This is a genomic window from Mesorhizobium loti, from assembly GCF_003148495.1.
Lineage (GTDB): Bacteria > Pseudomonadota > Alphaproteobacteria > Rhizobiales > Rhizobiaceae > Mesorhizobium > Mesorhizobium loti.
In genome coordinates, this window is the sequence record NZ_QGGH01000002.1 from 592,904 (window position 1) to 616,407 (window position 23,504).

Genomic DNA, 23,504 nt, shown 5'->3' on the forward strand with positions numbered 1-23,504 from the left:
CCATCGAAACTGGATGCATGTCGAGATCGAGTAACTTGGGAGGGTAAAAATGGCAGACTTGAAACGGACCCAGCCGCTGGCGCGCGATGCCATGGCCTATGTATTGGCCGGCGGCCGCGGCAGCCGCCTCAAGGAACTGACCGACCGGCGTGCCAAGCCGGCTGTCTATTTCGGCGGCAAGACGCGCATCATCGACTTCGCGCTCTCCAATGCTCTGAATTCCGGCATTCGCCGCCTCGGTGTCGCCACCCAGTACAAGGCGCATTCGCTGATCCGCCATCTGCAGCGCGGCTGGAACTTCCTGCGGCCCGAGCGAAACGAGAGTTTTGACATCTTGCCGGCCAGTCAGCGCGTCTCGGAAACGCAATGGTATGAGGGCACGGCCGACGCCGTCTACCAGAACATCGACATCATCGAGGCCTATGGGCCCGAATACATGGTCATCCTGGCCGGCGACCATATCTACAAGATGGACTACGAGATGATGCTTCGCCAGCACGTCGACGCCAATGCCGACGTCACCGTTGGCTGCCTCGAAGTGCCGCGGATGGAAGCCACCGGCTTCGGCGTCATGCATGTCGATGCCAAGGACAACATTATCGCCTTCGTCGAAAAACCCGCCGACCCGCCCGGCATTCCCGACAAGCCGGAGTTTGCGCTGGCCTCGATGGGCATCTATGTCTTCAAGACCAAGTTCCTGATGGAGCAGTTGCGCCGCGATGCGGCCGAGCCGGGCTCGAGCCGCGACTTCGGCAAGGACATCATCCCCTACATCGTCCAGCACGGTAAGGCGATTGCGCACCGCTTCGCCAAGTCCTGCGTCCGCTCGACCGCCGAGAACGAGGCCTATTGGCGCGACGTCGGAACGGTCGACGCCTATTGGGAAGCCAACATCGACCTGACCGATATCACGCCGGAGCTCGACCTCTACGACCGCGACTGGCCGATCTGGACCTATGCCGAATTGAAGCCGCCGGCAAAGTTCGTGCATGACGAGGATGGCCGCCGCGGTTCGGCCGTGTCCTCGCTTGTCTCGGGCGATTGCATCGTCTCGGGGGCTTCGCTGAAGAGAAGCCTGATCTTCACCGGGGCGCGCATCAATTCCTATTCTACGCTGGAAGAAGTCGTCATGCTGCCCGACGTTCATGTCGGCCGGAACGCAAAGTTGAAGCGCGTCGTCATCGACCATGGTGTTAGGATACCGGAAGGGCTGGTGGTCGGCGAAGATCCCGTCCTCGACGCCAAGCGCTTCCGCGTTTCCGAAAAAGGCATCTGCCTGGTCACACAGGATATGATCGACAAGCTGGCGCTTTAGGGCAATTCCAGGAAAAGTGTGAAACTGTTTCCGTCCGGAATTGCGTCAAGACAAAGAACTCTAGGACAGACAGGATCGGATTATAGGCGCATGCAGGTTCTGTCGGTCACGCCCGAGATTTTCCCGCTGATCAAGACCGGCGGGCTTGCCGACGTGACCGGCGCGCTGCCCATTGCGCTGGCGGCCAAGGGCGTGACCATGCGCACGCTCATTCCTGGTTTTCCAACCGTTATGGCCGCCTTCAAGAAAAAGAGGGCGGTTCTGCAATATCCCTTGCTGCAGGGCGGCAAGGCCTCTGTCCATTCCGTCCAGCTTGCCGGGCTCGAGCTGTTCGTGCTCGACGCGCCGCACCTGTTCGACCGTCCCGGCGGTCCTTATGGCAATGCGACCGGCGTCGATTGGCCCGACAACTGGCGGCGCTTCGCGGCGCTGAGCCAGGTCGGCGGCGATATCGCCGGCGGTGCCATCTCGGGCTACCAGCCCGACATCGTCCATGCCCACGACTGGCAGTCGGCGATGACGCTGGCCTACATGCGCTACGGCAAGGCGGTCGGCATACCGTCGATGATGACCGTTCATAATCTCGCCTTCCAGGGCCAGTTCGGCGCCGGCATCTTCGGCGAGCTTGGCTTGCCGGCAGCGGCGATGGCGCTTGACGGCGTTGAATATTATGGCGGCGTCGGCTTCCTCAAGGCGGGCCTGCAGGCCGCCTGGGCGATCACCACGGTCAGCCCGACCTATGCGCAGGAAATCCGCTCGGCGGAATTCGGCATGGGCCTCGACGGCCTCATCAACATGCGCTCCAGCGATCTCTATGGCATCGTCAACGGCATCGACACTGGCATCTGGGATCCCGAAACCGACAAGCATCTGGTGTCCCCCTACACGGCGAGCACGCTGAAGGCGCGCGCGCCCAACAGGGCCGCCGTCGAGGAACGTTTCAGCCTCGATCGCGACGACAGCCCGATCGTCTGTGTCGTCAGCCGCCTGACCTGGCAGAAAGGCATGGACATACTGGCGTTGGTGGTCGACGGCATCGTTGCCACAGGGGCGCGCCTGGCCATCCTGGGTTCAGGCGATGCCGGCCTCGAAGGCGCGCTGCTTGCCGCCGCCGCCAGGCATCGCGGCCGCATCGGGGTCGTCATCGGCTACGACGAGGGGCTGTCGCACATCATGCAGGGCGGCTGCGATGCCATCGTCATTCCCTCACGCTTCGAACCGTGCGGGCTGACGCAGCTTTACGGCCTGCGCTACGGCTGCGTGCCGGTGGTTGCCCGCACCGGCGGCCTGGCCGATACGGTCATCGATGCCAATGAGGCCGCTGTTTCGGCCGGCGTCGCCACCGGCTTCCAGTTCGCGCCCAACAATGGCGGTGCCTTGCTGCACGCCATCCGCCGCCTCGTCGACGCCCATGCCAGTCCGGCGGTCTGGGAATCGCTGCAGCGCCAGGGCATGAAGGCCGACGTGTCGTGGGACAAGAGCGCGGACAAATATGTTGAACTCTATCGCTTGCTGCTTTCGAAAAGGGTTGCCTGAAGCATGATACGGACCGTTCCCACCAAACCCTATTCCGATCAGAAGCCTGGCACGTCGGGCCTGCGCAAGAAGGTGCCTGTCTTTCAGCAGGAGCACTATGCCGAGAATTTCATCCAGTCGATCTTCGACGCGCTCGATGGCTTCAAGGGCAAGACGCTGGTGATTGGCGGCGATGGCCGCTTCTACAACCGCGAAGTCATCCAGAAGGCCATCGCCATGGCCGCCGCCAACGGCTTCGGCAAGGTGATGGTCGGGCAGGGCGGTATCCTGTCAACGCCGGCCGCCTCGCATGTCATCCGCAAATACAAGACCTTTGGCGGCATCATCCTGTCGGCCAGTCACAATCCGGGCGGCCCGCACGAGGATTTCGGCATCAAGTACAATGCCGGCAATGGCGGCCCGGCGCCGGAAAAGCTGACCGACGCGATCTTCGAAAAGACCAAGACGATTTCGAGCTTCAAGATCGCCGACATTGATCCGATCGACATCGACACAACAGGCACGGTCAAGGCCGCCGGCATGACGGTCGAGATCATCGACCCGGTCGCCGACTATGCCGAACTGATGGAAAGCCTGTTCGATTTCGACGCACTTCGCAAATTGTTCAAATCCGGCTTCCGCATGCGCTTCGACGCCATGCATGCAGTGACCGGCCCTTACGCCAAGGAAATCCTGGAAAACCGGCTTGGCGCGCCCAACGGCACCTGCCGCAATTTCAAGCCGCTGCCGGATTTTGGCGGCCACCATCCGGACCCGAATCTTGTCCACGCCAAACACCTCTATGACGAGATGATGGGACCGGACGCGCCGGATTTCGGCGCCGCCTCGGATGGTGACGGCGATCGCAATTTGATCATCGGCAAGGGCATTTTCGTCACCCCGTCGGATTCGGTCGCCATGCTCGCCGCCAACGCCCGCCTGGCGCCCGGCTACAAGGCCGGTTTGAAAGGCATTGCCCGCTCGATGCCGACCAGCGGCGCGGCCGATCGTGTTGCTGAAAAACTCGGCATCGGCATCTATGAGACGCCGACCGGCTGGAAGTTCTTCGGCAATCTGCTGGATGCCGACATGGCGACGATCTGCGGTGAGGAAAGTGCCGGCACCGGCTCCAACCATGTCCGCGAAAAGGACGGCCTGTGGGCGGTGCTGCTGTGGCTCAACATCCTTGCCGCGCGCGGCGAAAGCTGCAAGCAGATCGTCACCGAGCACTGGGCGACCTATGGCCGCAATTACTATTCGCGGCACGACTATGAAGAGGTCGAGAGCGACCGGGCGAATGCGCTGGTCGACGAGTTGCGTGCCAAGCTCGCTTCGCTGCCCGGCACCAGCGTGCGCGGCCTGAAGATCGCCAATGCCGACGACTTTGCCTATCACGACCCGGTCGACGGTTCGGTGAGCAAGAACCAGGGAATCAGGATCTTGTTCGAAGGCGGCTCGCGCGTCGTCTTCCGGCTTTCCGGCACCGGCACGTCGGGCGCGACGTTGCGCGTTTACATCGAGCGCTACGAGCCGGACAAGTCGAGGCACGATCTCGACACGCAGGCCGCCCTTGCCGATCTGATTGCCGCGGCCGATGATATTGCCGGGATTCACAGTCATACCGGCCGCCCCAAGCCAAGCGTTATCACTTAATGAAATCTGCGATGCCGGCCGCTGATCGGCCGCGATTTGGCGGACTTGTTTCGGAGGGCGGCATCCGCTTTGCCGCGTGGTCGCAGGCCGCCCGCCGGCTCTGGGTCTCGATCTTCGACGAACAGGGCAAGCGGGAAATCGAACGGCTCGAACTGCAGCCGCAAGGCGAGGGCGTCCATGCGCTGTTCGTTGCGGGCCTTGGCCCCGGCACCCGCTACGGCTTTCGCGCCGATGGCGACTACGCGCCGGAGCGCGGGCTGTGGTTCGACCCCGCCAAGCTCCTCACCGACCCTTACGCGGTCGAGATCGACAGGTCCTACACCTATGACTGGCGGCTGGCCCAGCGCCGGGGCGAGGGGGCCGATACCGCGCAACTGATGCCGAAGGCGATTGCCGCTGCCTTGCCGAAGCCAGTGCAGGCAGCGCCGCCGCTCTTCCAGCCCGGCGGCCTGATCTACGAAATTCCGGTGCGCGCCTTCACCATGCTGCATCCGGACGTTCCGGAAAAGTTGCGTGGTACCATTGCCGCTCTCGCTCATCCGCTGGTTGTCGAGCACCTGAAGAAACTCGGCGTTGGCGCGGTCGAACTGATGCCGGTAACCGCGTCGATCGACGAGCGGCATCTGCCGCCGCTTGGGCTGCGCAATGCCTGGGGCTACAATCCTGTCACGTTCATGGCCCTTGATCCGCGTCTGGCGCCGGGCGGCATCATGGAATTGCGAAACACGGTTGCCGTGCTGCGCCAGGCTGGCATCGGCGTCATCCTCGATCTCGTCTTCAACCACACCGGCGAGAGCGACAGGCTAGGCCCGACGCTGTCGCTGCGCGGCCTCGACAACCACGCCTATTACCGGCACACATCAGACGGCAGGCTGGCCAATGACACCGGAACCGGCAACACGGTCGCTTGCGACCATCCTGTCGTCCAGGAAATGGTCCTCGACACGCTTCGCCATTTCGTCAGGGATGCCGGCGTCGACGGCTTCCGCTTCGACCTGGCGCCCATCCTGGGGCGGGTTGACGGCACATTCGATGCCGAGGCGCCGCTGCTGAGAGCGACGCGCGACGACGCGCTGCTGGCCGATCGTGTGTTGGTCGCCGAGCCGTGGGACATCGGTCCGGATGGCTATCAGCTTGGCAATTTCCCGCCGCCTTTCCTCGAATGGAACGACAAGTACCGCGACGATGTCAGGCGCTTCTGGCGTGGCGACGCCGGCATGGTCGGCGCCCTGGCGACCCGGCTTGCCGGCTCGTCCGATGTGTTTGCCGCGAACGGGCAAGGCGCCAGCCGCAGTGTCAATTTCATCGCCGCCCATGACGGCATGACGCTCGCCGACATCGTGCGCTACGAACACAAGCATAACAAAGCCAATGGCGAGCAGAACCGCGACGGCCACGATGAGAACCTGTCGTGGAACAATGGTGTCGAGGGTGATGCGGACGACCCGGCCGTGGCCGCGGCTCGCCTCAACGACCAGCGTGCGCTGCTCGCCACGCTGTTTGCCTCACGCGGCACCATCATGCTGACCGCGGGCGACGAATTCGGCCGGACCCAGCAAGGCAACAACAACGCCTATGCGCAGGACAACGCGATCACCTGGCTCGACTGGGCCGGCCGCGATCAGCCGCTGGAACTCTACACGGCGCAGCTCGCGGCGCTGCGTCGCACAGTGCCCGCGTTTTCCGACACAAGCTTCCTCACTGGCCAGCCACCGGCAGGTTCGGAGATACCGGACGTCGCATGGCTGACCGAGACAGGCGCGCCGCTCGACGAACAGAGCTGGCAAGATCCGCAGCGGCACCGCCTGGTCATGATCCTGGGCGGCGCCAGCCGCCTTGCCGTCATCATCAACGGCGATCGCCGGGCCTGCATGGTCACGTTGCCCGAGCGCGAAGGATTTTTCTGGGCGCCAGCCCTGGAGACAGGCGATGCAGTGGACATCTCGCGCCCGGTATCGGGGCGGACGGTGATCTTCATGATCGAACGAGCGCAGGCCGGCACAAGGGAGAAGCGCAATGGCGGCAAGTGACAAGGCCGGATGGTGGCGCGGTTGCGTCATCTACCAGATCTATCCGCGCTCCTTCCAGGACACGACCGGCGACGGCAGCGGAGATCTCGTCGGCATTACATCGAGACTCGCCCATGTCGCCTCGCTTGGTGTCGACGCCGTCTGGCTGTCGCCTTTCTTCAAGTCGCCGATGGCCGATATGGGCTATGACGTGTCGGATTACTGCGATGTTGATCCGATGTTCGGCACGCTTGAGGATTTCGATGCGCTGGTCGCCGAAGCGCATCGTCTTGGCCTAAAGATCATCATCGACCAGGTGCTGTCCCATTCATCCGACAAGCACGACTGGTTTGTCGAAAGCCGCGCCAGCCGCGATAACCCTAAGTCCGACTGGTATATCTGGGCCGATACCAAGCCCGATGGCAGCGCGCCCAACAATTGGCTCTCCGTCTTCGGTGGCCCGGCCTGGGAATGGGATTCGACCCGCCGGCAGTATTACATGCACAATTTCCTCGCCTCGCAGCCCGATCTGAATTTCCACAATCCGGAGGTTCAGGACGCGCTTCTGGAAACGGTGCGCTTCTGGCTGGAGCGCGGCGTCGACGGTTTCCGGCTCGACACGGTCAATTACTATGTCCACGACCGCTGGCTGCGCGGCAATCCGCCTTTGGCGTCGAGCGTCGCCGGCACCAACAGCGAGACCAACACCTATCTCTACCAGGAGCATCTGTTCGACAAGACGCAGCCGGAAAACCTGGCATTTCTTCGCCGCTTCAGGGCCCTGCTCGATGAGTACGAGGATCGTGCCGCCGTCGGCGAAATCGGCGATGAAGGCCGCTCATTGCAGACGCTCGCCGCCTACACCTCAGGCCGCGACAAGCTGCATATGTGCTACACCTTCGACCTGCTCGGCCCGCAGTTCTCGGCGACACATGTGCGTGGCTGCGTCGAAGCTTTCGAGGCGACCGTTCCCGATGGCTGGGTCTGCTGGGCGTTTTCCAACCATGATGTGGTGCGCCATGTCAGCCGCTGGACAAGGTCGGGCAGCGATCCCGACGCCATCGCCAGATTCTCGATCACGCTGCTGTCCTGCCTGCGCGGCTCGATCTGCCTCTACGAGGGCGAGGAACTCGGCCTGGAAGAGGCGGAGCTTGCCTATGAGGATCTGCGCGATCCCGTCGGCATCCGCTTCTGGCCGGGCGTCAAGGGCAGGGATGGGTGTCGCACACCGATGGTCTGGGAGGCCGGCGCTGACAATGCGGGTTTCTCGACGGCCAGGCCATGGCTGCCGATACCGGCCAGCCATCGCGCCCGCGCGGTCGACGTCCAGAATGCCGACATGGCATCGGTGCTCGCGTCCTATCGGGCCGCGCTGGCGTTGCGCAGGGGGCACGAGGCGCTGGTATCAGGGTCGATCCGCTTTTTTGACGCTGAGGGCGACGTGCTCGCATTCGTCCGCGAAGGCGGCGGTGAAAGATTGCTCTGTGTCTTCAATTTCGCTGGGGAGCAAGGGACTTGGCCGTTGCCGCCTGATGTCGGAGCAATCGCAAAGCTTGACGGCGATGCGGCGGTCATCGACGAGGCCGAACTTTCGTTGCCCGCGCTCGGATACTTTTTTGGTCGCCTCGATTGATGGCTCGGCCTCTTTACTGGACGAGTACCGAGCGTCCGCAAGTCGCGCCGGTAACCCGCACATCGGCCTCGCCGACACCCACGCCAAGGGCTGAAAGCACATTGTAGAGCAGGTCGTCGACCGGTGCCGTTATACCGTTGAGGACAGCCATCACTGCCGGCTTAACCGTTCCGAGCAGGGCGGTCAGATCGATTCCCAGACCAAGCGCATTGACCGAAAGCGACAGGTTGCTGACCAGCGATGTGGTGAGCGACTGCGTGACGTTGCGCGTCGAAACGGTCTTGATCGTCTTGTTGGTGATATCGGCTGCGTCGAAGGTCAGCGTCGTCGGGTTGTTGTTGGTGATCGCGGTGGCGGCGGAGCCCATCACCTGTATCAGCGGAATGTTGATCAGCAGCAGCTTGAGGCTCACATCCGCGATTTCCGCGTCGGTGAATGTCTGCGGTTGGCTGAAGTCGCCAAAGCCTGAGCTGTTGCTGTTGGCCAGGTGTAGCGAGGCAATGCCTGGGTGCGCGGCGATGGAAACCTTGATGCTGGAAGGCCCTGTCGGACAGGTGATGTCGGTCAGTTTGGCTTCGGCATAGGCGACTTCCACATTGAGCGGCAGATTGACGGCCAGCAAGCTGATGCCGCCACCGAGACCGGGCGTGCCGACCCCGACGGTCGCCACCAGCTTGATACGCGTTTGGGCGGTGCGCACCGTAGTACCGATACCGCCGACGGCCAGCCAAGGCGAGAATTGCGCCGGCTCGCCAATGGCAATGGTAAGCGCGGTGGACAAAAGCCCGGGTACGGTGGCTCCGAGATTGACCTGAGCCTGGTTGGTGCCGTTTGCCAGCACGGCGGCGGCAGTCAGCATTCCCATGGCGCTGGCATCGACCCCAAGGCCTGTCGGGGTTTGTCCCAGTCCAAGGCTGCCCGCGGAGCCGAGGTCGACAAGGCTGCTGAGCGGGATCTTGACCGTGCTGGTCGACTTGGAAGCAATCGTCTGCAGGGCGACCTTGGCCGTGTTGCCAAGTCCGGGCACGTTGGCCATGGCGGTAGCGATCTGACCGACGGTCGCCTTGGAGGCCAACACATCCGAATAGGTGCCGCCGGTCACGTTCACTTGTGTGGCAAGGGCACTTATGAAGGAGAGGACACTGACGTCGGCCGAGATCAATCCGTTGTAGTCCATGACGCTGAGCGAAATGTTGCCGCCGAGAAGACTGCCGAGAAGTGCGTTGAGGATGCCGCCATTGACGCTGGCGAGCCTCGACCCGACCGAGAACGTCGCCTGCGGCGTCATGCTGGCCGTGGCCTGGGTACCGATGACGGGAGAGGGGATCAGCGAACTCGCGAAATAGCGGGCAGGGATCTTCTTCAGGGTCACACGGACGGCATTGTAGGGGGTTACGCTGGCCTGGAAGCGCTGGCTCAAATTGGCGCCGGATGCCGCGTATCGCCCTGGCGTGACCGACACCACGGTTTTCCCGACGGCCGGAGTGATCGTCTGTCCCGAGGTTTCAACGACAACATTTGGCATGCCGTTGTCGGTCAACGTGGTCACGACCGCGGCATTGATGTTGGTGATGTTCGAGGCGGCGGTGATCGCCGCCAGATCCACCATTGCCTGCGCCTCGCGGCGCTCGGTGTAGATCGAAGCTTCGTCGATGGCCACCGCAGCCAGCGCCAGCGCGACCGGCGCCATGAGCGCCGTCATAACGGCGAAATTGGCCTTTCTGTCGCCCAACATCAACCGTGCAAGCCGGAAGATCTCCTTGCGCTCACGTAGCAACATTCAGATGCCCCCGACCCTGATCGTTGACTGGCGCGTGATCGTGGTGCCTGGCATCGCTATGCCTGGGAAAAGATTCCAGATCGGCAGGTTGCGGGCATCGTATTGGATGGACACGACGAACTGACTTCCATCGGCAACGCTGTCATTGGCCTGGTAGGTCAGCTTGCTGACATCCACGAAAGGATATCCGCCGGCATTGTTGGTGACGAAGCTCGCCACCAGTGTTTGCCGTTCGGTCTGGTTCGTCCCCGCAATGGCTGTCCGGGCGGCGTCCGCCGCGATTTGCTGGATCGAGTTCGCCGCACCGAAATATATGCCGTATGCAACCATTCCGAGCAGGATCAGGATGAAGATTGGGGAGAGCAGGGCGAACTCAACCGCCGAAGTTCCCGAAGCGTCTATCCGGAATTGGCGGCCTCTGGCCATGGGAGTGAGATTGCGAACCATGGGTCTGAGCATGCCAAAGTTCGCATGCAAAAAGCGAAAACTCTTGGTGCAACCTGCGGCTGTGAATGATTGAAAGCTCGCACTAATTTAGCGGACGTCTTCTTTGACTTCTGGTTCTTGACTTAAGGTCAATCAGTACTCGGTTGAAAAGAGCTTACCTCCTGTCTAGTCTCCTGCCACCAGCCATCGGAGGGAACCGGTGGCGCGCTCAAAGGGGTCAGATATCGGCTCCGGGGCGTCAACACTTAGAAGGCGCGCCGACGGCAGCGCCGACAGGGAGAACTCTTCATGCTGATGAAAAACATGCTGAAGGCGACGGTGTTCGCCACAACCATGACGCTGGCCGCCGGCACGTTCTACACGCAGGCTTTCGCCGAGACCGTTTATAACCGCGGCACCGCCGCTGAATCGGAATCGGTCGATCCGCACAAGACCTCGACGGTTTATGAAGCCAATGTCCTGCGCGACCTGTTCCAGGGCCTGGTCATGCAGGACGAGAAGGCCAATGTCATTCCCGGCGCCGCCGAGAGCTGGACAGTGTCGGACGATGGCACCGTCTATACGTTCAAGCTGCGCAAGGACGGCCTCTGGTCGGATGGCAGCCCGGTGACGGCGGATGACTTCGTCTACGCTTTCCACAGGCTGGAAGATCCGGCGACCGGCGCCGAATACGCCTCGATGCTGTATCCGGTGAAGGGTGCGGAAGACTTCAACACCAAGAAGGGCAAGCCCGAGGATATGGGCGTCAAGGCGATTGATGCAAATACCCTGGAAGTCTCGCTCAAAGCGCCGACGCCTTACTTCCTGGAGATGCTGACCCACCAGGCGACCTACCCTGTCAGCAAGGCCTCCATCGAAAAGCTCGGTGCCGACTGGATCAAGCCCGGCAATCTCGTTTCGAACGGCGCCTATACGCTGGCGGAATGGGTTCCCAACGATCACATGAAGCTGGTCAAGAATCCGAAATTCTGGGACGCTGCGACCGTCAAGTTCGACGTCGTCAACTACATCCCGACCGAGGACCGTTCATCGGCAATGAAGCGCTTCGAGGCCGGCGAACTCGACAGCTACGACGATCTCCCGACTGAGCAGCTCGCTGACCTCAAGACCAAGTTCGGCGACCAGATCCACGTCGGCCCGTATCTCGGCACCTATTATTATGCGATCAAGACCGACAAGGCACCGTGGGACAATGTCGAGCTGCGCAACGCCATCTCGATGGCGATCGACCGCGACTTCCTCGCCGAGAAAGTCTGGCAGAACTCGATGCTGCCCGGCTATTCGATGGTGCCTCCCGGCATCGAGGGCTACACGCCCGCAATGGCCAAATACGCCGACATGCCGCAGATCGACCGCGAGGACGCAGCCAAGAAAATCCTCGAGAAACTCGGCTATACGCCCGAAAAACCGCTGAAGATGGAGATCCGCTACAACACGTCGGAAAACCACAAGAACACTGCGGTCGCCATCCAGGAACAGCTGAAGCCGCTTGGCGTCGACGTCACGCTGCTCAACACCGACACCAAGACCCACTACTCCTTCCTCGAGCAGAAGGGCAACTATGATTTGGCACGTGCCGCCTGGATCGCCGACTACAAGGATCCGGAAACCTTCCTCGGCATCTCGCGCAAGGCCAGCGGCAACAACTATTCGGACTACAACAGCCCGGCCTATGAAGCGGCCATGGACAAGGCGGCCGCCGCCGGCGGCAAGCCCGAAGAGCGCATGAAGGAACTTGCCGACGCCGAGCGCATCCTCGTCGATGACGTCGGCCAGATCCCGCTTCTCTACTACAGCTACCACGATATCGTTTCCTCGAAGCTGCATGGCTTCGTGGACAACGTGATGGACGTGCATCCGTCCCGCTTCGTCAGCAAGGACTAACTCCCTGGCCAAGCCGTCGCGCCCGAAGGGCGCGGCGGCGATGGTTTGCCATCGCATCGGCCCGGGAACCGGAATCGATTTTCGGCATGTCGGTGCGAAGATTTGAAGGCTAGAGCGCAACCGTCCAGTTGGACGGGCGTTGCTCTGGATCAAGCGGGGCACCGATGCTGCGATACGTATTACGGCGGCTTCTGACCGCCATCCCGACGCTGTTCGTCATCGTGACCATGGCGTTTTTCCTGATGCGCGTCGCGCCAGGCGGTCCATTCAACCAGGAGCGGGGGCTGAGTCCCGAGATCAGGGCCAACCTTGAAGCCCAGTTCGGCCTCAACGATCCGCTCTGGCTGCAATTCGTCCACTATCTCGGCAATCTGCTGCGCGGCAATTTCGGCCCGAGCTACAACATGCCGGATTTCACCGTCACCGAACTTTTCGCCAAGGGACTGCCCATTTCGGTTCAGCTCGGGGCCTCGGCATTGATCCTGGCACTTCTGCTCGGGTCCGTGCTTGGTACCATTGCCGCGCTCAACCAGAACAAGCTCGGCGACTATACGGTGATTGCGCTGGCGACCGCCGGCAGCACCATCCCCACCTTCGTCATCGCACCGGTGATCCAGCTCCTGTTCGGGCTGACCTGGAGGCTGTTGCCGATCGGTGGGTGGGGCGATGGTGCTTTCATCAACAAGGTCGGCCCGGTGCTGACGCTCGCTCTGCCGCAGATCGCCATCGTCGCCCGGCTGATGCGCGGCTCGATGATCGAATCCTTGCGGTCTCACCATATTCGCACGGCACGCGCGCTTGGCCTTTCCGACTGGTCGGTGGTGGTCAAGCACGCGCTGCGCGGTGCCATCCTGCCGATCGTCTCCTTTACCGGCCCGGCAGCGGCGGCATTGCTGACCGGCTCGGTCATCGTCGAGACCATCTTCTCCATTCCGGGCGTCGGCCGCTATTTCGTCGATGCCGCGCTCAACCGCGACTACACGCTGGTGATGGGAACGGTGGTGGTGATCGCCATCTTCACCATCGTCTTCAACCTGATCGTCGACGTCATGTACGCGGTCGTCGACCCGAGGGTGCGCTATGACTGACATCGCAGCCACGGCTCCCGCCGTCATCGGCCGTTCGCTCTGGGGTGATGCCTGGGCGCGCCTCAAGGCCAATCGCGCCGCCATGTTCAGCCTGTATTACCTCGCCCTGATCGGTGTCGTCAGCGTGTTCGGGCCCTGGTTCGTGCCGCATCAATACACCACCATCTATGCCGACTATGTGCGCATGCCGCCGAGCATGTCGGCCTATCCGAAGGCCGACATGATCGAGACGGCGCTCACCGAAGCGATCAAGCGCATGCGGGTCGACATCAAGGAGTGGCGGCAGGAAGGCAACCAGGTCTTCGTCACCGTCAAGTCGACCAAGCCGATCGACGACCGCAACATCCGCTATCTCGACCGCTCCGATGCCTTTGACGACACCAAGATCGAGAGCAAGTCGCCCGACGGCCTCGAAGTGACGATGAGCGCGTCGATAAAGCAGCAATATTTCCTGTTCGGCACCGACAACACCGGCCGCGATCTTCTCTCGCGCACGCTGATGGCCGGGCGCATATCGCTGGCCATCGGCCTGCTCGCTGGCGTCGTGGCGGTGGTCATCGGCGTGGTCTACGGGGCCGCTGCCGGCTTTGCCGGCGGCAAGGTCGACGAGGTGATGATGCGCATCGTCGACGTGCTCTATTCCTTGCCCTTCATCTTCTTCGTCATCATGCTGGTGGTGTTCTTCGGCCGCAACTTCGTGCTGATGTTCCTGGCGGTCGGCGCCGTGCTGTGGCTCGACATGGCGCGCATCGTGCGCGGCCAGGCGCTGTCGATCCGCCGCCAGGAATATGTCCAGGCCGCGGAAGCCATGGGCGTCGGCCAGAGCGGTATACTGCTGCGCCACGTCATCCCCAATCTGCTCGGCCCGGTGGTGATCTACATGACGCTGCTGGTGCCGCAGGTCATCATCCTGGAGAGTTTCCTGTCGTTCCTCGGGCTCGGCGTGCAGGAGCCGATGACCAGTTGGGGCGTGCTGATCTCGGTCGGCGCCAAGAACATCGGCACCGCCAACTGGCTGCTCCTGTTTCCAGCCTTCTTCCTTGTCTCGACGCTGTTCGCGCTGAACTTCGTCGGCGACGGCCTGCGCGACGCGCTCGACCCAAGGGATCGCTAAGATGGGGATCGATAAAGATGGGGATCGCTGAAATGGCTGCTTCCGAAACGATCCTCAGCGTCAAAGACCTGCGTGTTCGCTTCCGCACGCTCGATGGCGCGGTCGAGGCGGTCAAGGGCATCAACATCCACGTCAACGCGGGCGAAACCGTTGCCGTGGTCGGCGAATCCGGATCCGGCAAGAGCCAGACGATGATGGCGGCGATGAGCCTGCTGGCATCGAATGGCGAAGCGACAGGCAGTGTCGATTATCGCGGCCGCAATCTTCTGACTTTAAGCAAATCCGAGCTGAACAAGGTCCGCGGCGCCAAGATCAGCATGATCTTCCAGGAGCCGATGACCTCGCTCGATCCGCTCTATTCGATCGGCAACCAGCTGATCGAACCGATCCGCCGGCATCGGGGCCTGAATGCTGCGGAGGCGCACGAAGAGGCGCTCAAGCTGCTGCGGCTGGTGCATATCCCCGATCCCGAGCGACGGATGAAATCCTATCCGCACGAAATGTCGGGCGGCCAGCGCCAGCGTGTCATGATCGCCATGGCGCTCGCCAACGACCCCGACATATTGATCGCCGACGAGCCGACGACGGCGCTCGACGTGACGATCCAGGCGCAGATCCTGATGCTTTTGGCCGAATTGCAGCGCAAGCTCGGCATGGCGATCGTCTTCATCACCCATGATCTTGGCATCGTCCGGCGCTTTGCCGACCGGGTCTATGTCATGCGTCAGGGCGAGGTTGTCGAGGAGGGGGAGGCCGAAGCCATCTTCGTCAACCCGCAACATGCCTATACGAAAATGCTGCTGGCGGCCGAGCCGACCGGCAGCAAGGCACCGCCGCCCGCCAATGCCCCGGTGCTGCTCGAAGGCAGGAATGTCGAGGTGACGTTCAAGATCGGCGGCGGCTTTCTTGCCGGTGAGCCGCTGATGCTACGTGCCGTCGACCACATTTCGATCAGGCTGCAGCGCAACCAGACCATCGGCATCGTCGGTGAATCCGGCTCCGGCAAATCGACCCTCGGCCGCGCCCTGCTGCGGCTGTTGCCGAGCGACGGCCTGATCCGTTTTGGCGATCGCGACATCTCCCAGGCCGACCGGCAGGCGATGCGGCCGCTGCGGCGCCAGATGCAACTCGTCTTCCAGGACCCGTTCGGCTCGCTGTCGCCGCGCATGACTGTCGGCCAGGTCATCACCGAAGGGCTGCTGGTGCACGAGCCGAACCTTTCGGGCAAGCAACGCGACCTGCGTGCGGTCGAGGCCCTGCGCGAGGTCGGCCTCGATCCCAATGCCCGCAACCGCTATCCGCACGAATTCTCCGGCGGCCAGCGACAGCGCATCGCCATTGCCCGCGCCATGATCCTGAAGCCCAAGCTGGTGGTGCTGGATGAGCCGACCTCGGCGCTCGACCGCTCGGTGCAGAAACAGATCGTCGAACTGCTGCGCAAGCTGCAGGCAGATCACGAACTGTCCTACCTCTTCATTAGCCACGATCTGTCGGTCGTGCGCGCCATGGCCGACTACATCATTGTCATGAAGCAGGGCAAGATCGTTGAGGAGGGGCCGACCGAGGCGATCTTCAGCAATCCGCAGCACGTCTACACTCAGACGCTGATGGCCGCGGCGATCGACGTCACGCGGTTTCGCCTGAGCGCCTGAGCCACTGGAAGGCAGTAGCCGCAGATGGTCTGTTCACTCAGTCCGTTGACCGCGGGCACTTGTTTGCCCGTACCGCGACCATGGCATCTTGTTGCTGCTTCAGCCGGTCGATCCTGGCCGTTTCGCGGCCGGCGACTGCGGTCTTCACGCGCGAGCCGCCCAGCAGCCAGCGCGGAACACTGGTGTTCACGACCTTGCCGCGGGTGATTGCGGTTTGCGAGATGTTACGGGCAATGTCTCCCAGCGCGCTGTTGAGCTCGGTGCATGTCATCGAATCGTATTTCGCCGGATCGACGGTTCTGCTGATCGATGAACAGCCAGCGACAAGAAACAGTGCAATCATCAGGGCCGGTGGCAAGGCTGTCGTCGAATTCAAATTCATGTCGCATCCGGCTCGCCGTTTCATCGACCCATAGTATCCACCGAACTATCTAGGGCCGAAGGCCATTTCGTCAAAGTTTGCGACTGCGAAGGACCCTGCCACTGCGCTCAGCCTTACCGGCTAAGGCAGGAACATTCTCGGGCACTCGAAGTTGGTACCCGTCGAGTGCTTTAATTCAATCACTGGTAAACGGAGAGAGCCCGTCTCGGCTGACGCCGGGGCGGGCTTTTCGCGCATTTTGGTGATCTCCGGCCACAACGGTTGTCGGGCTGTTTATTCAATTCCCTAGAAATTCTCACGCTGCTTCGGCGACGATTGTAGTCGGGGCGTAACCGCCGAGCACTGCCTGGGCGATGTCGGTCTCATTTTCATCGACATGAGCCGTCACCAAAACGATCCCCTCAGCACTACTGCGATCATCCGTCTTCACGGCTGTCACGGTGAATGTTCCAAGCAGGCCGCCAGCAATGCCGCCGCAGACCGCACCTGCGACCGCTGTCGCCCATACGCTCGCAGCACTGATGCCGTCGGCTGCAACTGCGCTCAGGCAGGTCAACCCGCCAGCGGCAGCGCCAAGGATGGCCCCCAAAGCGGAAGCCCACAGAGATCCCACTTCGTCATTGTAAGGTCCGATGACGGCAATCTGTACCCGAGGAATTCCGGCCGCCACAAGGTCGCCGGCGACCCGGGCCGCTTGGGCATGGGAATCAAAAAGTCTGCTGATTGTTGGCATGGTCACTCAAGGCTTTTGGCTATTCGGCAGCGTGTCGGTGACGAAGGATGCGGCAATCAGGTCGTCGCTTTCAATTCGGCCCTGGCGGTCCCCCATGATGGCAGCGACCTTGTGGAAGGCCTTCATTTCGCCCTCGGTAATTTGGGCCTCCTCCATCTTGGCCTTGAGGTCAGCGACGCGCATCCCCAAGGCATGGGATCTTGCAGTCTCAATGTTCGACATGATGATGGTCATCCGTTTCATTTTTGATGGTCTTTGCGCCCAACCAACCGAACTTGGGGCAAGTGCAAAAGGTTCCCAGGTCGGGCTTCGGTCGGGCAGGGAACCGGACCTAAGTCCGATCGCAAAACGCAATGGTCTTATCTGGGATGTCGCTCGGAACGGCCACTGCTTGCGATCGTTGTCCGCTGCACGTTTGCGGGAGGAAGCTGATGGAGAGGAGTGTTGGCCAAGCGCGCTGGTTGCTCGCACCGGTCTTCGCCGTGGCCATCACCTTCATGGTGATGGGCATAGCTCTTGGCTGAGCATCCCGGAGGTCGCCCACGAGTTTTACACATCGGCGCTGTTATGTCCCTTCCTGCGCTGATAGGGTTCGCTCGCTGTACCTGTGTGGCGGGCGAACCCTCAACTTTCACGAGCGGCAGCTCGTAGCATTCAGGCGAGTCAGATTCTGTGAGCTTTCGGACGGCGCGTCGGCAAATGGTTTGTCGGTCACGCCAGCATTCAATTTGATCCAGAGATCCAAAATTTGTCGGCTGGGCGCGTCAAGGAAAAACGACCCGACTCCCAAGAGCCGGGCCGTGGGTCGGGGGATCAGTAGCCGTCGTTTTCGATCACCACCGGGCGGTGGTGGCGGTGAGTGGAGACGGAGCCTGTCACGACGACGGTGTCTCGACGATGATGCCGGCGCCCATGGTCATAGAACGCAACCTCGCCGTGGCGGCGATGGTGCAAGCGCTGGCCATCTTCGTTGATGATCTTGACGCTGTTTTGGTGTCGATGGTGGGTTCTGATAACCACATCGGCCTCGGCTGCCGAAGCCATAACGGGCAATCCCATGGAAAGCGCCAACGCGCACATGATCATTGTTTTCATTGCAGTTTCTCCATTTCCTTAATTAGCCCTTCGTTGGATAACTGCCTCTGATCACTTTGGTTCCGGCCTTCCAACGACCAGCCCGAACACTTGCGGCAAGTCGAAGAACGGGCGATCGCCTCGCCTCTCGCTGATGACACTTGCAAAGAACGATCTGCCTCGCCGCATCAGTCTCGCCCACGTCAGGCAGCACAACGATCTGTCCCCAAAAATCGCAATATCTGGCCACTGCCTCCGGCAGTTCCTTGCTGCGCATGCCGGAGATGGTAGCGACATCACCTTCGCGACAGTTGGTCTTTCCGGAGAACTGCGCAGCCGCCGCCACTATTTCGCTTGACCGCTCGTCGCCCGCCTGGGAGGGCGCGCGGGAGGCAGGCCAGCGCAACGGCTGTTGTGAGAACCAATTTGCGCATGATGCCTCCGAGCCTGACCGGCATTCTGTTGCTGCAATTCACCGGACCTTCGCTCGACCTGGCCAAACGATGGAACATTAGGCGAGCCTAATGGTTCTATTTCTCACAGCCGGCACGGTTTGTCGTCTGCTGCAGATCAGTCGGCAAAGGCTGGTCGGCCCGCGTTCTCCGCCAGAGGCGCGGGCATCCCCGAGGCAACAGGAGAGAGATTATGAACAACATCATTTGGCTCGTCGGAGCGGTGGTCATCGTCCTAGCGATATTGAGCTTTTTCGGCCTTCGTTAAGCGCGACGTGAGCGATGTCCATCGACCCTCTATCTGAATGTGATCAGCCGAAGCGGACACTGCGAAAGCGCCGCAAGCGGCCGGCCGAAGATCGACACGATGGCAGGGATGGCATTGCCTCTGTGCCATCCGAGGAAAAGAGCTTTCGCATCTGGTTCCTGTCCAATGAAACAGGCATCACCGCGGATCAGGCTTGCGAACTTGTCGACAGGATCGAGACAGACGGCGCGGCATTGTTGAATGCCGCGCGGCTCATGAAAATTCACTCGCAATGACCGGCAAACCTGTAGTCGTCGGCGACTTCGAGAAGCTCACTGGCGCGACGTGCTGACAACGAAAGACAAGACTCCCAGCCTGTCTCCCCAAGGAGCAAGCCATCTCGCTTGTTTTCAGGCGGGATATCAGGTTGAGCGCCAAAGTCGGGATGCGCTAACACTTTGTTTTTTCTGGTCGGAGTGGCAGGATTTGAACCTGCGACCCCCTCGTCCCGAACGAGGTGCGCTACCAGGCTGCGCTACACTCCGTGACCAGACCGCGGGCTTATAGCCGCCACATCTCGTTCCTGCAAGCGGCAATGGCAGCGCTTCTGTCGCATTTCGTCCGCTTTCTCAGGGCATTTCCGCAAGGCCCGGATTTCGGTCCGGGATAAACGTGGCTTAAAGCCTTGTGTGCTAAGCCTCAGCTCTCGATAGATCGTATTTTCTGCCGCCTGGAGTTCTGCTGTCTTGCCCCCAAAAATCGTTGGCGACGCCCGGCCCAACAGTTTCGAATTCGAAACCGAAGCGCTGATCAAGGCGTCCGGCTTTCGCGAATATGACGCGCGCTGGTGGTTCGGCCGTCCCGGCTCCGCGCAACTGCCGGAGCTCAACCTGATCGGCGTCCAGGCGCTCGGCATGGGGCTTGGCACGCTGATTCGCCGTCTCGGCGCCGGTCCGGATATCGTCACCGGACATGATTTTCGCGCCTATTCGCTGTCGATCAAGCTGGCGCTGGTGTCCGGACTGATGGCGGCGGGCGCTCGCGTGAGGGATATCGGCCTGGCGTTGTCGCCGATGGCCTATTTCGCTCAGTTTGCCTTGGATACGCCCTCGGTCGCCATGGTCACCGCTTCGCACAACGAGAATGGCTGGACAGGCGTCAAGATGGGCGCGGCGCGGCCGCTGACTTTTGGTCCCGAAGAGATGAGCGCGCTGAAGGCGATCGTGCTGGGCGGCGATTTCGACCTTGTCGGCGGCGGCTCCTATGATTTCGTCCATGATTTTCGCGCGACCTATCTCGACGATCTGACCCGCGACAAGCGCATCACGCGAAAGCTGAAAGTGGTCGCCGCTTGCGGCAACGGCACCGCCGGCGCCTTTGCCCCGCAAGCGCTGCAGCGCATCGGCTGCGAGGTCATCCCGCTCGATGTCGAACTCGATCATACCTTCCCGCGCTACAATCCCAATCCTGAGGACATGCGGATGCTGCATGCCATCAGGGACAAGGTGCTGGAGACCGGTGCCGATGTCGGCCTTGGCTTCGACGGCGATGGTGATCGCTGCGGTGTTGTCGACAATGAAGGCAACGAGATTTTTGCCGATAAGGTCGGTGTGATGCTGGCGCGGGATATTTCGAGCCAGCATCCGGGCTCGACCTTCGTCGTCGACGTCAAGTCGACCGGCCTGTTCAACACAGATAGCGTGCTGCGTGCCAACGGCGCCGTCACCGATTACTGGAAGACCGGCCACTCCTACATCAAGCGCCGCGTCGCCGAGCTTGGCGCGGTCGCCGGTTTCGAAAAGTCGGGCCATTTCTTCTTCAACCCGCCGATCGGCCGCGGTTACGACGACGGTCTGGTCACTGCCATCGCCATCTGCCAGATGCTGGATCGCAGCCCCGGCAGTTCGATGGCCGATCTCTACCGCGCGCTGCCGCTGACCTTCGGCACGCCAACCATGTCGCCGCACTGCGCGGACGATGTGAAGTATGGCGTGGTCGAGCGGGTGGTTGCCGACTTTCAGGCCATGAAGCGGGATGGAAGGGTTTTCGCCGGCCAGAAGATTGCAGATCTCATCACCGTCAACGGCGTGCGTGTCGTCGCCGAGGACGGCACCTGGGGGCTGGTGCGCGCCTCGTCGAACAAGCCGGAGCTCGTGGTGGTCGTCGAAAGCCCGGTATCGTCGCAGCGTCGCCGGCAGATGTTCGACGCCGTCGACGCCGTGCTGCGCCGCAGCCCCGAAGTCGGTGCCTACAATCAGACGTTTTGAAATGGTAATCGAATGACCGAGCGGATTGTCAGTTTTGTCATGAGCGGTGGCGTCGGCTCGCGGTTGTGGCCGCTGTCGCGCGAGGACAATCCCAAGCAGTTCCACGATCTGTCAGGCAACGGCTCGATGCTGGCTAAGACCTTGCGCCGGCTGACGGCCCGACCGGAAGGCGAAACGCCGATCTTCCTGATCGCCGCGGAGCGCCATGCCGATCGTGTCCACGCCGATCTTGCTGGTCTTGACCTCGCGGGCGGCGGTCCGCTGTTCGAGCCGACGGGGCGCAACACAGCCGCCGCCGTCGCGCTGGCGACGCTGCGCACACTGTCCGAGTTCGGCGACAGCCTGGTGCTGGTGGTGCCGTCGGACCATGAGATATCGACCCCGCGCCAATTCTGGCAGAGCGTAGAAGCCGGCACCGAGGCAGCACGCGAGGGCAGGCTGGTGGTGTTCGGCATCAAGCCGACACAGCCCGAGACCGGCTACGGCTATATCGAGGTCGCGACCGAAAGCGGCGGCACCTTCGACGTGTCGCGCTTCGTCGAAAAGCCGGATCTTGCGACCGCGCAAACTTATCTCAAGGCCGGAACTTTCTACTGGAACACCGGCATCTTCCTGTTTCGCGCCGGCGCCATGCGTGACGCCTTTATGGCGTTCCAGCCTGATATCTGGCAGGCCACCGAAGCAGCCTACAAGGCAGCGACATCGGACCTGTCCGGCCTCTACATGCCGCTTGAACTCTACGCCGCCATCCCGTCGAACTCGATCGACTACGCCATCATGGAGCGGGCAAGAGACATCGCCATGGTGCCGGCAGGCTTCCGCTGGAACGATCTCGGCTCGTGGCAGTCACTGCTCGATGTCGGCCCCGCCGACAACCAGGGCAATGTCATCATTGGCGATGTCGTCGCCATCGATTGCGAAAATTCCTACATCCGCAGTGACGGCCGCCTGCTGTCGGCGATCGGCATGAAGGACGTCGCCATCGTCTCGACATCGGACGCCACCTTCGTCGCCCCGGTCAGCCACAGCCAGCACGTCAAGAAGATCGTCGAGCAACTCGAAAAATCGGGCCGGCTGGAAACCAGGTTCACGCCGGCGCAAGACCGCGTCATCGAAAGCGGCGCCTGGCGCCGGCGCGTGCACCACTGGCTGTTTCAGGAGACCTTGCCGCTGTGGTCGACATCAGGCGTCGACGAACGCCATGGTGGTTTTCATGAGGCGCTCGGCCTGGACGCCTCACCGCTGATGAAGCCCAAGCGCATGCGCACCATGGCAAGGCAGGTCTATGCCTTCGCCGTCGCCCGGGCGCGCGGCTGGGACGGTCCGGCCGACCGGTTGATCAGCCACGGCATCGCCTTCATGGCCGGGAAGGGCCGCACCGACAGGGGTGGCTGGGTTCGCACGCTGAATGTCGACGGTTCCGTCGCCGACGCCACCGAGGATGCCTACGATCATTCCTGCGTACTCCTGGCACTGGCGCATGCGCATATGTCGGGCAATCCCGACGCCTTGCGGCTCGGCGAGGAAACCCTCGCCTTTCTTGATGCGCATCTCGAAGACAGCCGCATGACCGGCTTCCTCGAAACATCGGACGGCAAAGGCGAGCGCCGCTCCAACCCGCACATGCACCTGCTCGAAGCTTTCATGGCCTGGCATCAGGCCACAGGCGAGCGCGCCCATCTGCGCCGCGCGGCGCGCATCATCGACCTCTTCCGCAGTCATTTCTTCGATCCGGAAAGCTGGACACTTGGCGAGTATTTCGACGCCGAATGGAAACCCTCCGCCGGCGAGAAAGGCTCATGGACCGAGCCCGGCCACCATTTCGAATGGGCCTCATTGCTGGTCGATTTCGCCGGGCGCAGCGGCCAGGCCGAGTTGAGCGGCTTTGCCAGGAAACTCTATGCCTCGGCCATCGCCAATGGCCTCAACCGCGCCACCGGCCTTGCTTATGGCGCCGTCTCGCGGCAGGGCCTGCCGCTCGACCTGATATCACGCAGCTGGCCGCAGGCCGAAGCGGTGAAGGCGGCGATCGCGCTGGACGGTTCGGGTGGCCCTGACCTCAAGCCGGAGATCGAGGCACGCGTCGGCAGGCTGTTCCGCTGGCACATCGACCCGGCGCCGCTCGGCCTGTGGATCGACCGCATCGACGAGCGCGGCCGCTCGCTGGCGACGGATGTGCCGGCCAGCATCTTTTATCATCTGGTCTGTGCGCTGACGCAATATCTGGACAGCACATCAGACAAAGCCGCGTAGGATCGG

Annotated in this window: 18 protein-coding genes and 1 tRNA gene; 12 read left to right on the forward strand and 7 right to left on the reverse strand. The window is 62.0% G+C overall.

Features of this window, described 5'->3' with window-relative positions; genetic code table 11:
* Nucleotides 1-49: 49 nt before the first annotated feature.
* The 5 genes from glgC to bglA all read left to right on the forward strand — a co-directional run bounded on the left by glgC (nucleotide 50) and on the right by bglA (nucleotide 8,125).
* The gene (gene glgC / locus C8D77_RS11335) at nucleotides 50-1,315 is read left to right on the forward strand and encodes a glucose-1-phosphate adenylyltransferase (RefSeq protein ID WP_109662424.1); all 1,266 of its coding nucleotides are present in this window, start codon (nucleotides 50-52) and stop codon (nucleotides 1,313-1,315) included.
* Nucleotides 1,316-1,405: 90 nt separating this feature from the next.
* Nucleotides 1,406-2,851 (forward strand): glycogen synthase GlgA, encoded by a 1,446-nt coding sequence (gene glgA / locus C8D77_RS11340; RefSeq protein ID WP_109662426.1) that lies wholly within the window; start codon nucleotides 1,406-1,408, stop codon nucleotides 2,849-2,851.
* A gap of 3 nt (nucleotides 2,852-2,854) precedes the next feature.
* On the forward strand, nucleotides 2,855-4,483 hold the full coding sequence (locus C8D77_RS11345) for an alpha-D-glucose phosphate-specific phosphoglucomutase (RefSeq protein WP_109662428.1): 1,629 nt from the start codon (nucleotides 2,855-2,857) through the stop codon (nucleotides 4,481-4,483).
* A gap of 11 nt (nucleotides 4,484-4,494) precedes the next feature.
* Nucleotides 4,495-6,513, forward strand: a complete 2,019-nt coding sequence (gene glgX / locus C8D77_RS11350) for a glycogen debranching protein GlgX (protein WP_109662430.1) — start codon at nucleotides 4,495-4,497, stop codon at nucleotides 6,511-6,513.
* Nucleotides 6,500-8,125: a beta-galactosidase BglA gene (gene bglA, locus C8D77_RS11355; protein ID WP_109662432.1), complete on the forward strand. Its 1,626-nt coding sequence runs from the start codon at nucleotides 6,500-6,502 to the stop codon at nucleotides 8,123-8,125. Before glgX ends, bglA begins: the two co-directional genes overlap by 14 nt.
* Before the next feature lie 13 nt (nucleotides 8,126-8,138).
* Here the strand turns inward: bglA and C8D77_RS11360 are convergent, their stop codons facing one another.
* Both C8D77_RS11360 and C8D77_RS11365 read right to left on the reverse strand, forming a co-directional pair.
* Nucleotides 8,139-9,905 (reverse strand): Tad domain-containing protein, encoded by a 1,767-nt coding sequence (locus C8D77_RS11360; protein ID WP_109662435.1) that lies wholly within the window; start codon nucleotides 9,903-9,905, stop codon nucleotides 8,139-8,141.
* Nucleotides 9,906-10,352 (reverse strand): TadE/TadG family type IV pilus assembly protein, encoded by a 447-nt coding sequence (locus C8D77_RS11365; protein WP_245951747.1) that lies wholly within the window; start codon nucleotides 10,350-10,352, stop codon nucleotides 9,906-9,908. It lies immediately after the preceding gene.
* Between the two features lie 291 nt (nucleotides 10,353-10,643).
* Between C8D77_RS11365 and C8D77_RS11370 the strand changes: the two genes are divergently transcribed.
* The 4 genes from C8D77_RS11370 (at nucleotide 10,644) to C8D77_RS11385 (ending at nucleotide 16,090) form a co-directional block, all read left to right on the forward strand.
* The gene (locus tag C8D77_RS11370; protein WP_109663306.1) at nucleotides 10,644-12,236 is read left to right on the forward strand and encodes a peptide ABC transporter substrate-binding protein; all 1,593 of its coding nucleotides are present in this window, start codon (nucleotides 10,644-10,646) and stop codon (nucleotides 12,234-12,236) included.
* 164 nt (nucleotides 12,237-12,400) lie between these two features.
* Nucleotides 12,401-13,324, forward strand: coding sequence for an ABC transporter permease subunit (locus C8D77_RS11375; RefSeq protein WP_109662440.1), 924 nt, complete (start codon nucleotides 12,401-12,403; stop codon nucleotides 13,322-13,324).
* Complete coding sequence (locus tag C8D77_RS11380; RefSeq protein ID WP_109662443.1) at nucleotides 13,317-14,438, forward strand: ABC transporter permease; 1,122 nt, start codon at nucleotides 13,317-13,319, stop codon at nucleotides 14,436-14,438. Before C8D77_RS11375 ends, C8D77_RS11380 begins: the two co-directional genes overlap by 8 nt.
* Before the next feature lie 32 nt (nucleotides 14,439-14,470).
* Complete coding sequence (locus C8D77_RS11385; protein WP_109662446.1) at nucleotides 14,471-16,090, forward strand: ABC transporter ATP-binding protein; 1,620 nt, start codon at nucleotides 14,471-14,473, stop codon at nucleotides 16,088-16,090.
* A gap of 37 nt (nucleotides 16,091-16,127) precedes the next feature.
* Here C8D77_RS11385 and C8D77_RS11390 read toward each other — a convergent pair whose 3' ends face one another.
* The 4 genes from C8D77_RS11390 to C8D77_RS11405 form a co-directional block, all read right to left on the reverse strand.
* Nucleotides 16,128-16,472 (reverse strand): hypothetical protein, encoded by a 345-nt coding sequence (locus C8D77_RS11390; RefSeq protein ID WP_109662448.1) that lies wholly within the window; start codon nucleotides 16,470-16,472, stop codon nucleotides 16,128-16,130.
* A 295-nt stretch (nucleotides 16,473-16,767) separates the two neighbouring features.
* Nucleotides 16,768-17,205 (reverse strand): hypothetical protein, encoded by a 438-nt coding sequence (locus C8D77_RS37580; RefSeq protein ID WP_164757676.1) that lies wholly within the window; start codon nucleotides 17,203-17,205, stop codon nucleotides 16,768-16,770.
* Nucleotides 17,206-17,211: 6 nt separating this feature from the next.
* Entirely contained in the window at nucleotides 17,212-17,427 is a 216-nt protein-coding gene (locus C8D77_RS11400) for a hypothetical protein (RefSeq protein WP_109663311.1), read from the reverse strand.
* A gap of 591 nt (nucleotides 17,428-18,018) precedes the next feature.
* Nucleotides 18,019-18,300, reverse strand: a complete 282-nt coding sequence (locus tag C8D77_RS11405) for a hypothetical protein (protein WP_109662451.1) — start codon at nucleotides 18,298-18,300, stop codon at nucleotides 18,019-18,021.
* A 713-nt stretch (nucleotides 18,301-19,013) separates the two neighbouring features.
* Between C8D77_RS11405 and C8D77_RS37270 the strand changes: the two genes are divergently transcribed.
* Nucleotides 19,014-19,274, forward strand: a complete 261-nt coding sequence (locus tag C8D77_RS37270; protein WP_146211782.1) for a hypothetical protein — start codon at nucleotides 19,014-19,016, stop codon at nucleotides 19,272-19,274.
* A 172-nt stretch (nucleotides 19,275-19,446) separates the two neighbouring features.
* Here C8D77_RS37270 and C8D77_RS11415 read toward each other — a convergent pair.
* Nucleotides 19,447-19,523 (reverse strand) — tRNA-Pro (locus tag C8D77_RS11415).
* Nucleotides 19,524-19,724: 201 nt separating this feature from the next.
* Here C8D77_RS11415 and C8D77_RS11420 point away from each other — a divergent pair.
* Both C8D77_RS11420 and C8D77_RS11425 read left to right on the forward strand, forming a co-directional pair.
* Nucleotides 19,725-21,245, forward strand: coding sequence for a phosphomannomutase/phosphoglucomutase (locus tag C8D77_RS11420; RefSeq protein WP_109662457.1), 1,521 nt, complete (start codon nucleotides 19,725-19,727; stop codon nucleotides 21,243-21,245).
* Between the two features lie 12 nt (nucleotides 21,246-21,257).
* Nucleotides 21,258-23,498 (forward strand): mannose-1-phosphate guanylyltransferase/mannose-6-phosphate isomerase, encoded by a 2,241-nt coding sequence (locus C8D77_RS11425; protein ID WP_109662459.1) that lies wholly within the window; start codon nucleotides 21,258-21,260, stop codon nucleotides 23,496-23,498.
* The last annotated feature ends 6 nt before the right edge of the window (nucleotides 23,499-23,504 follow it).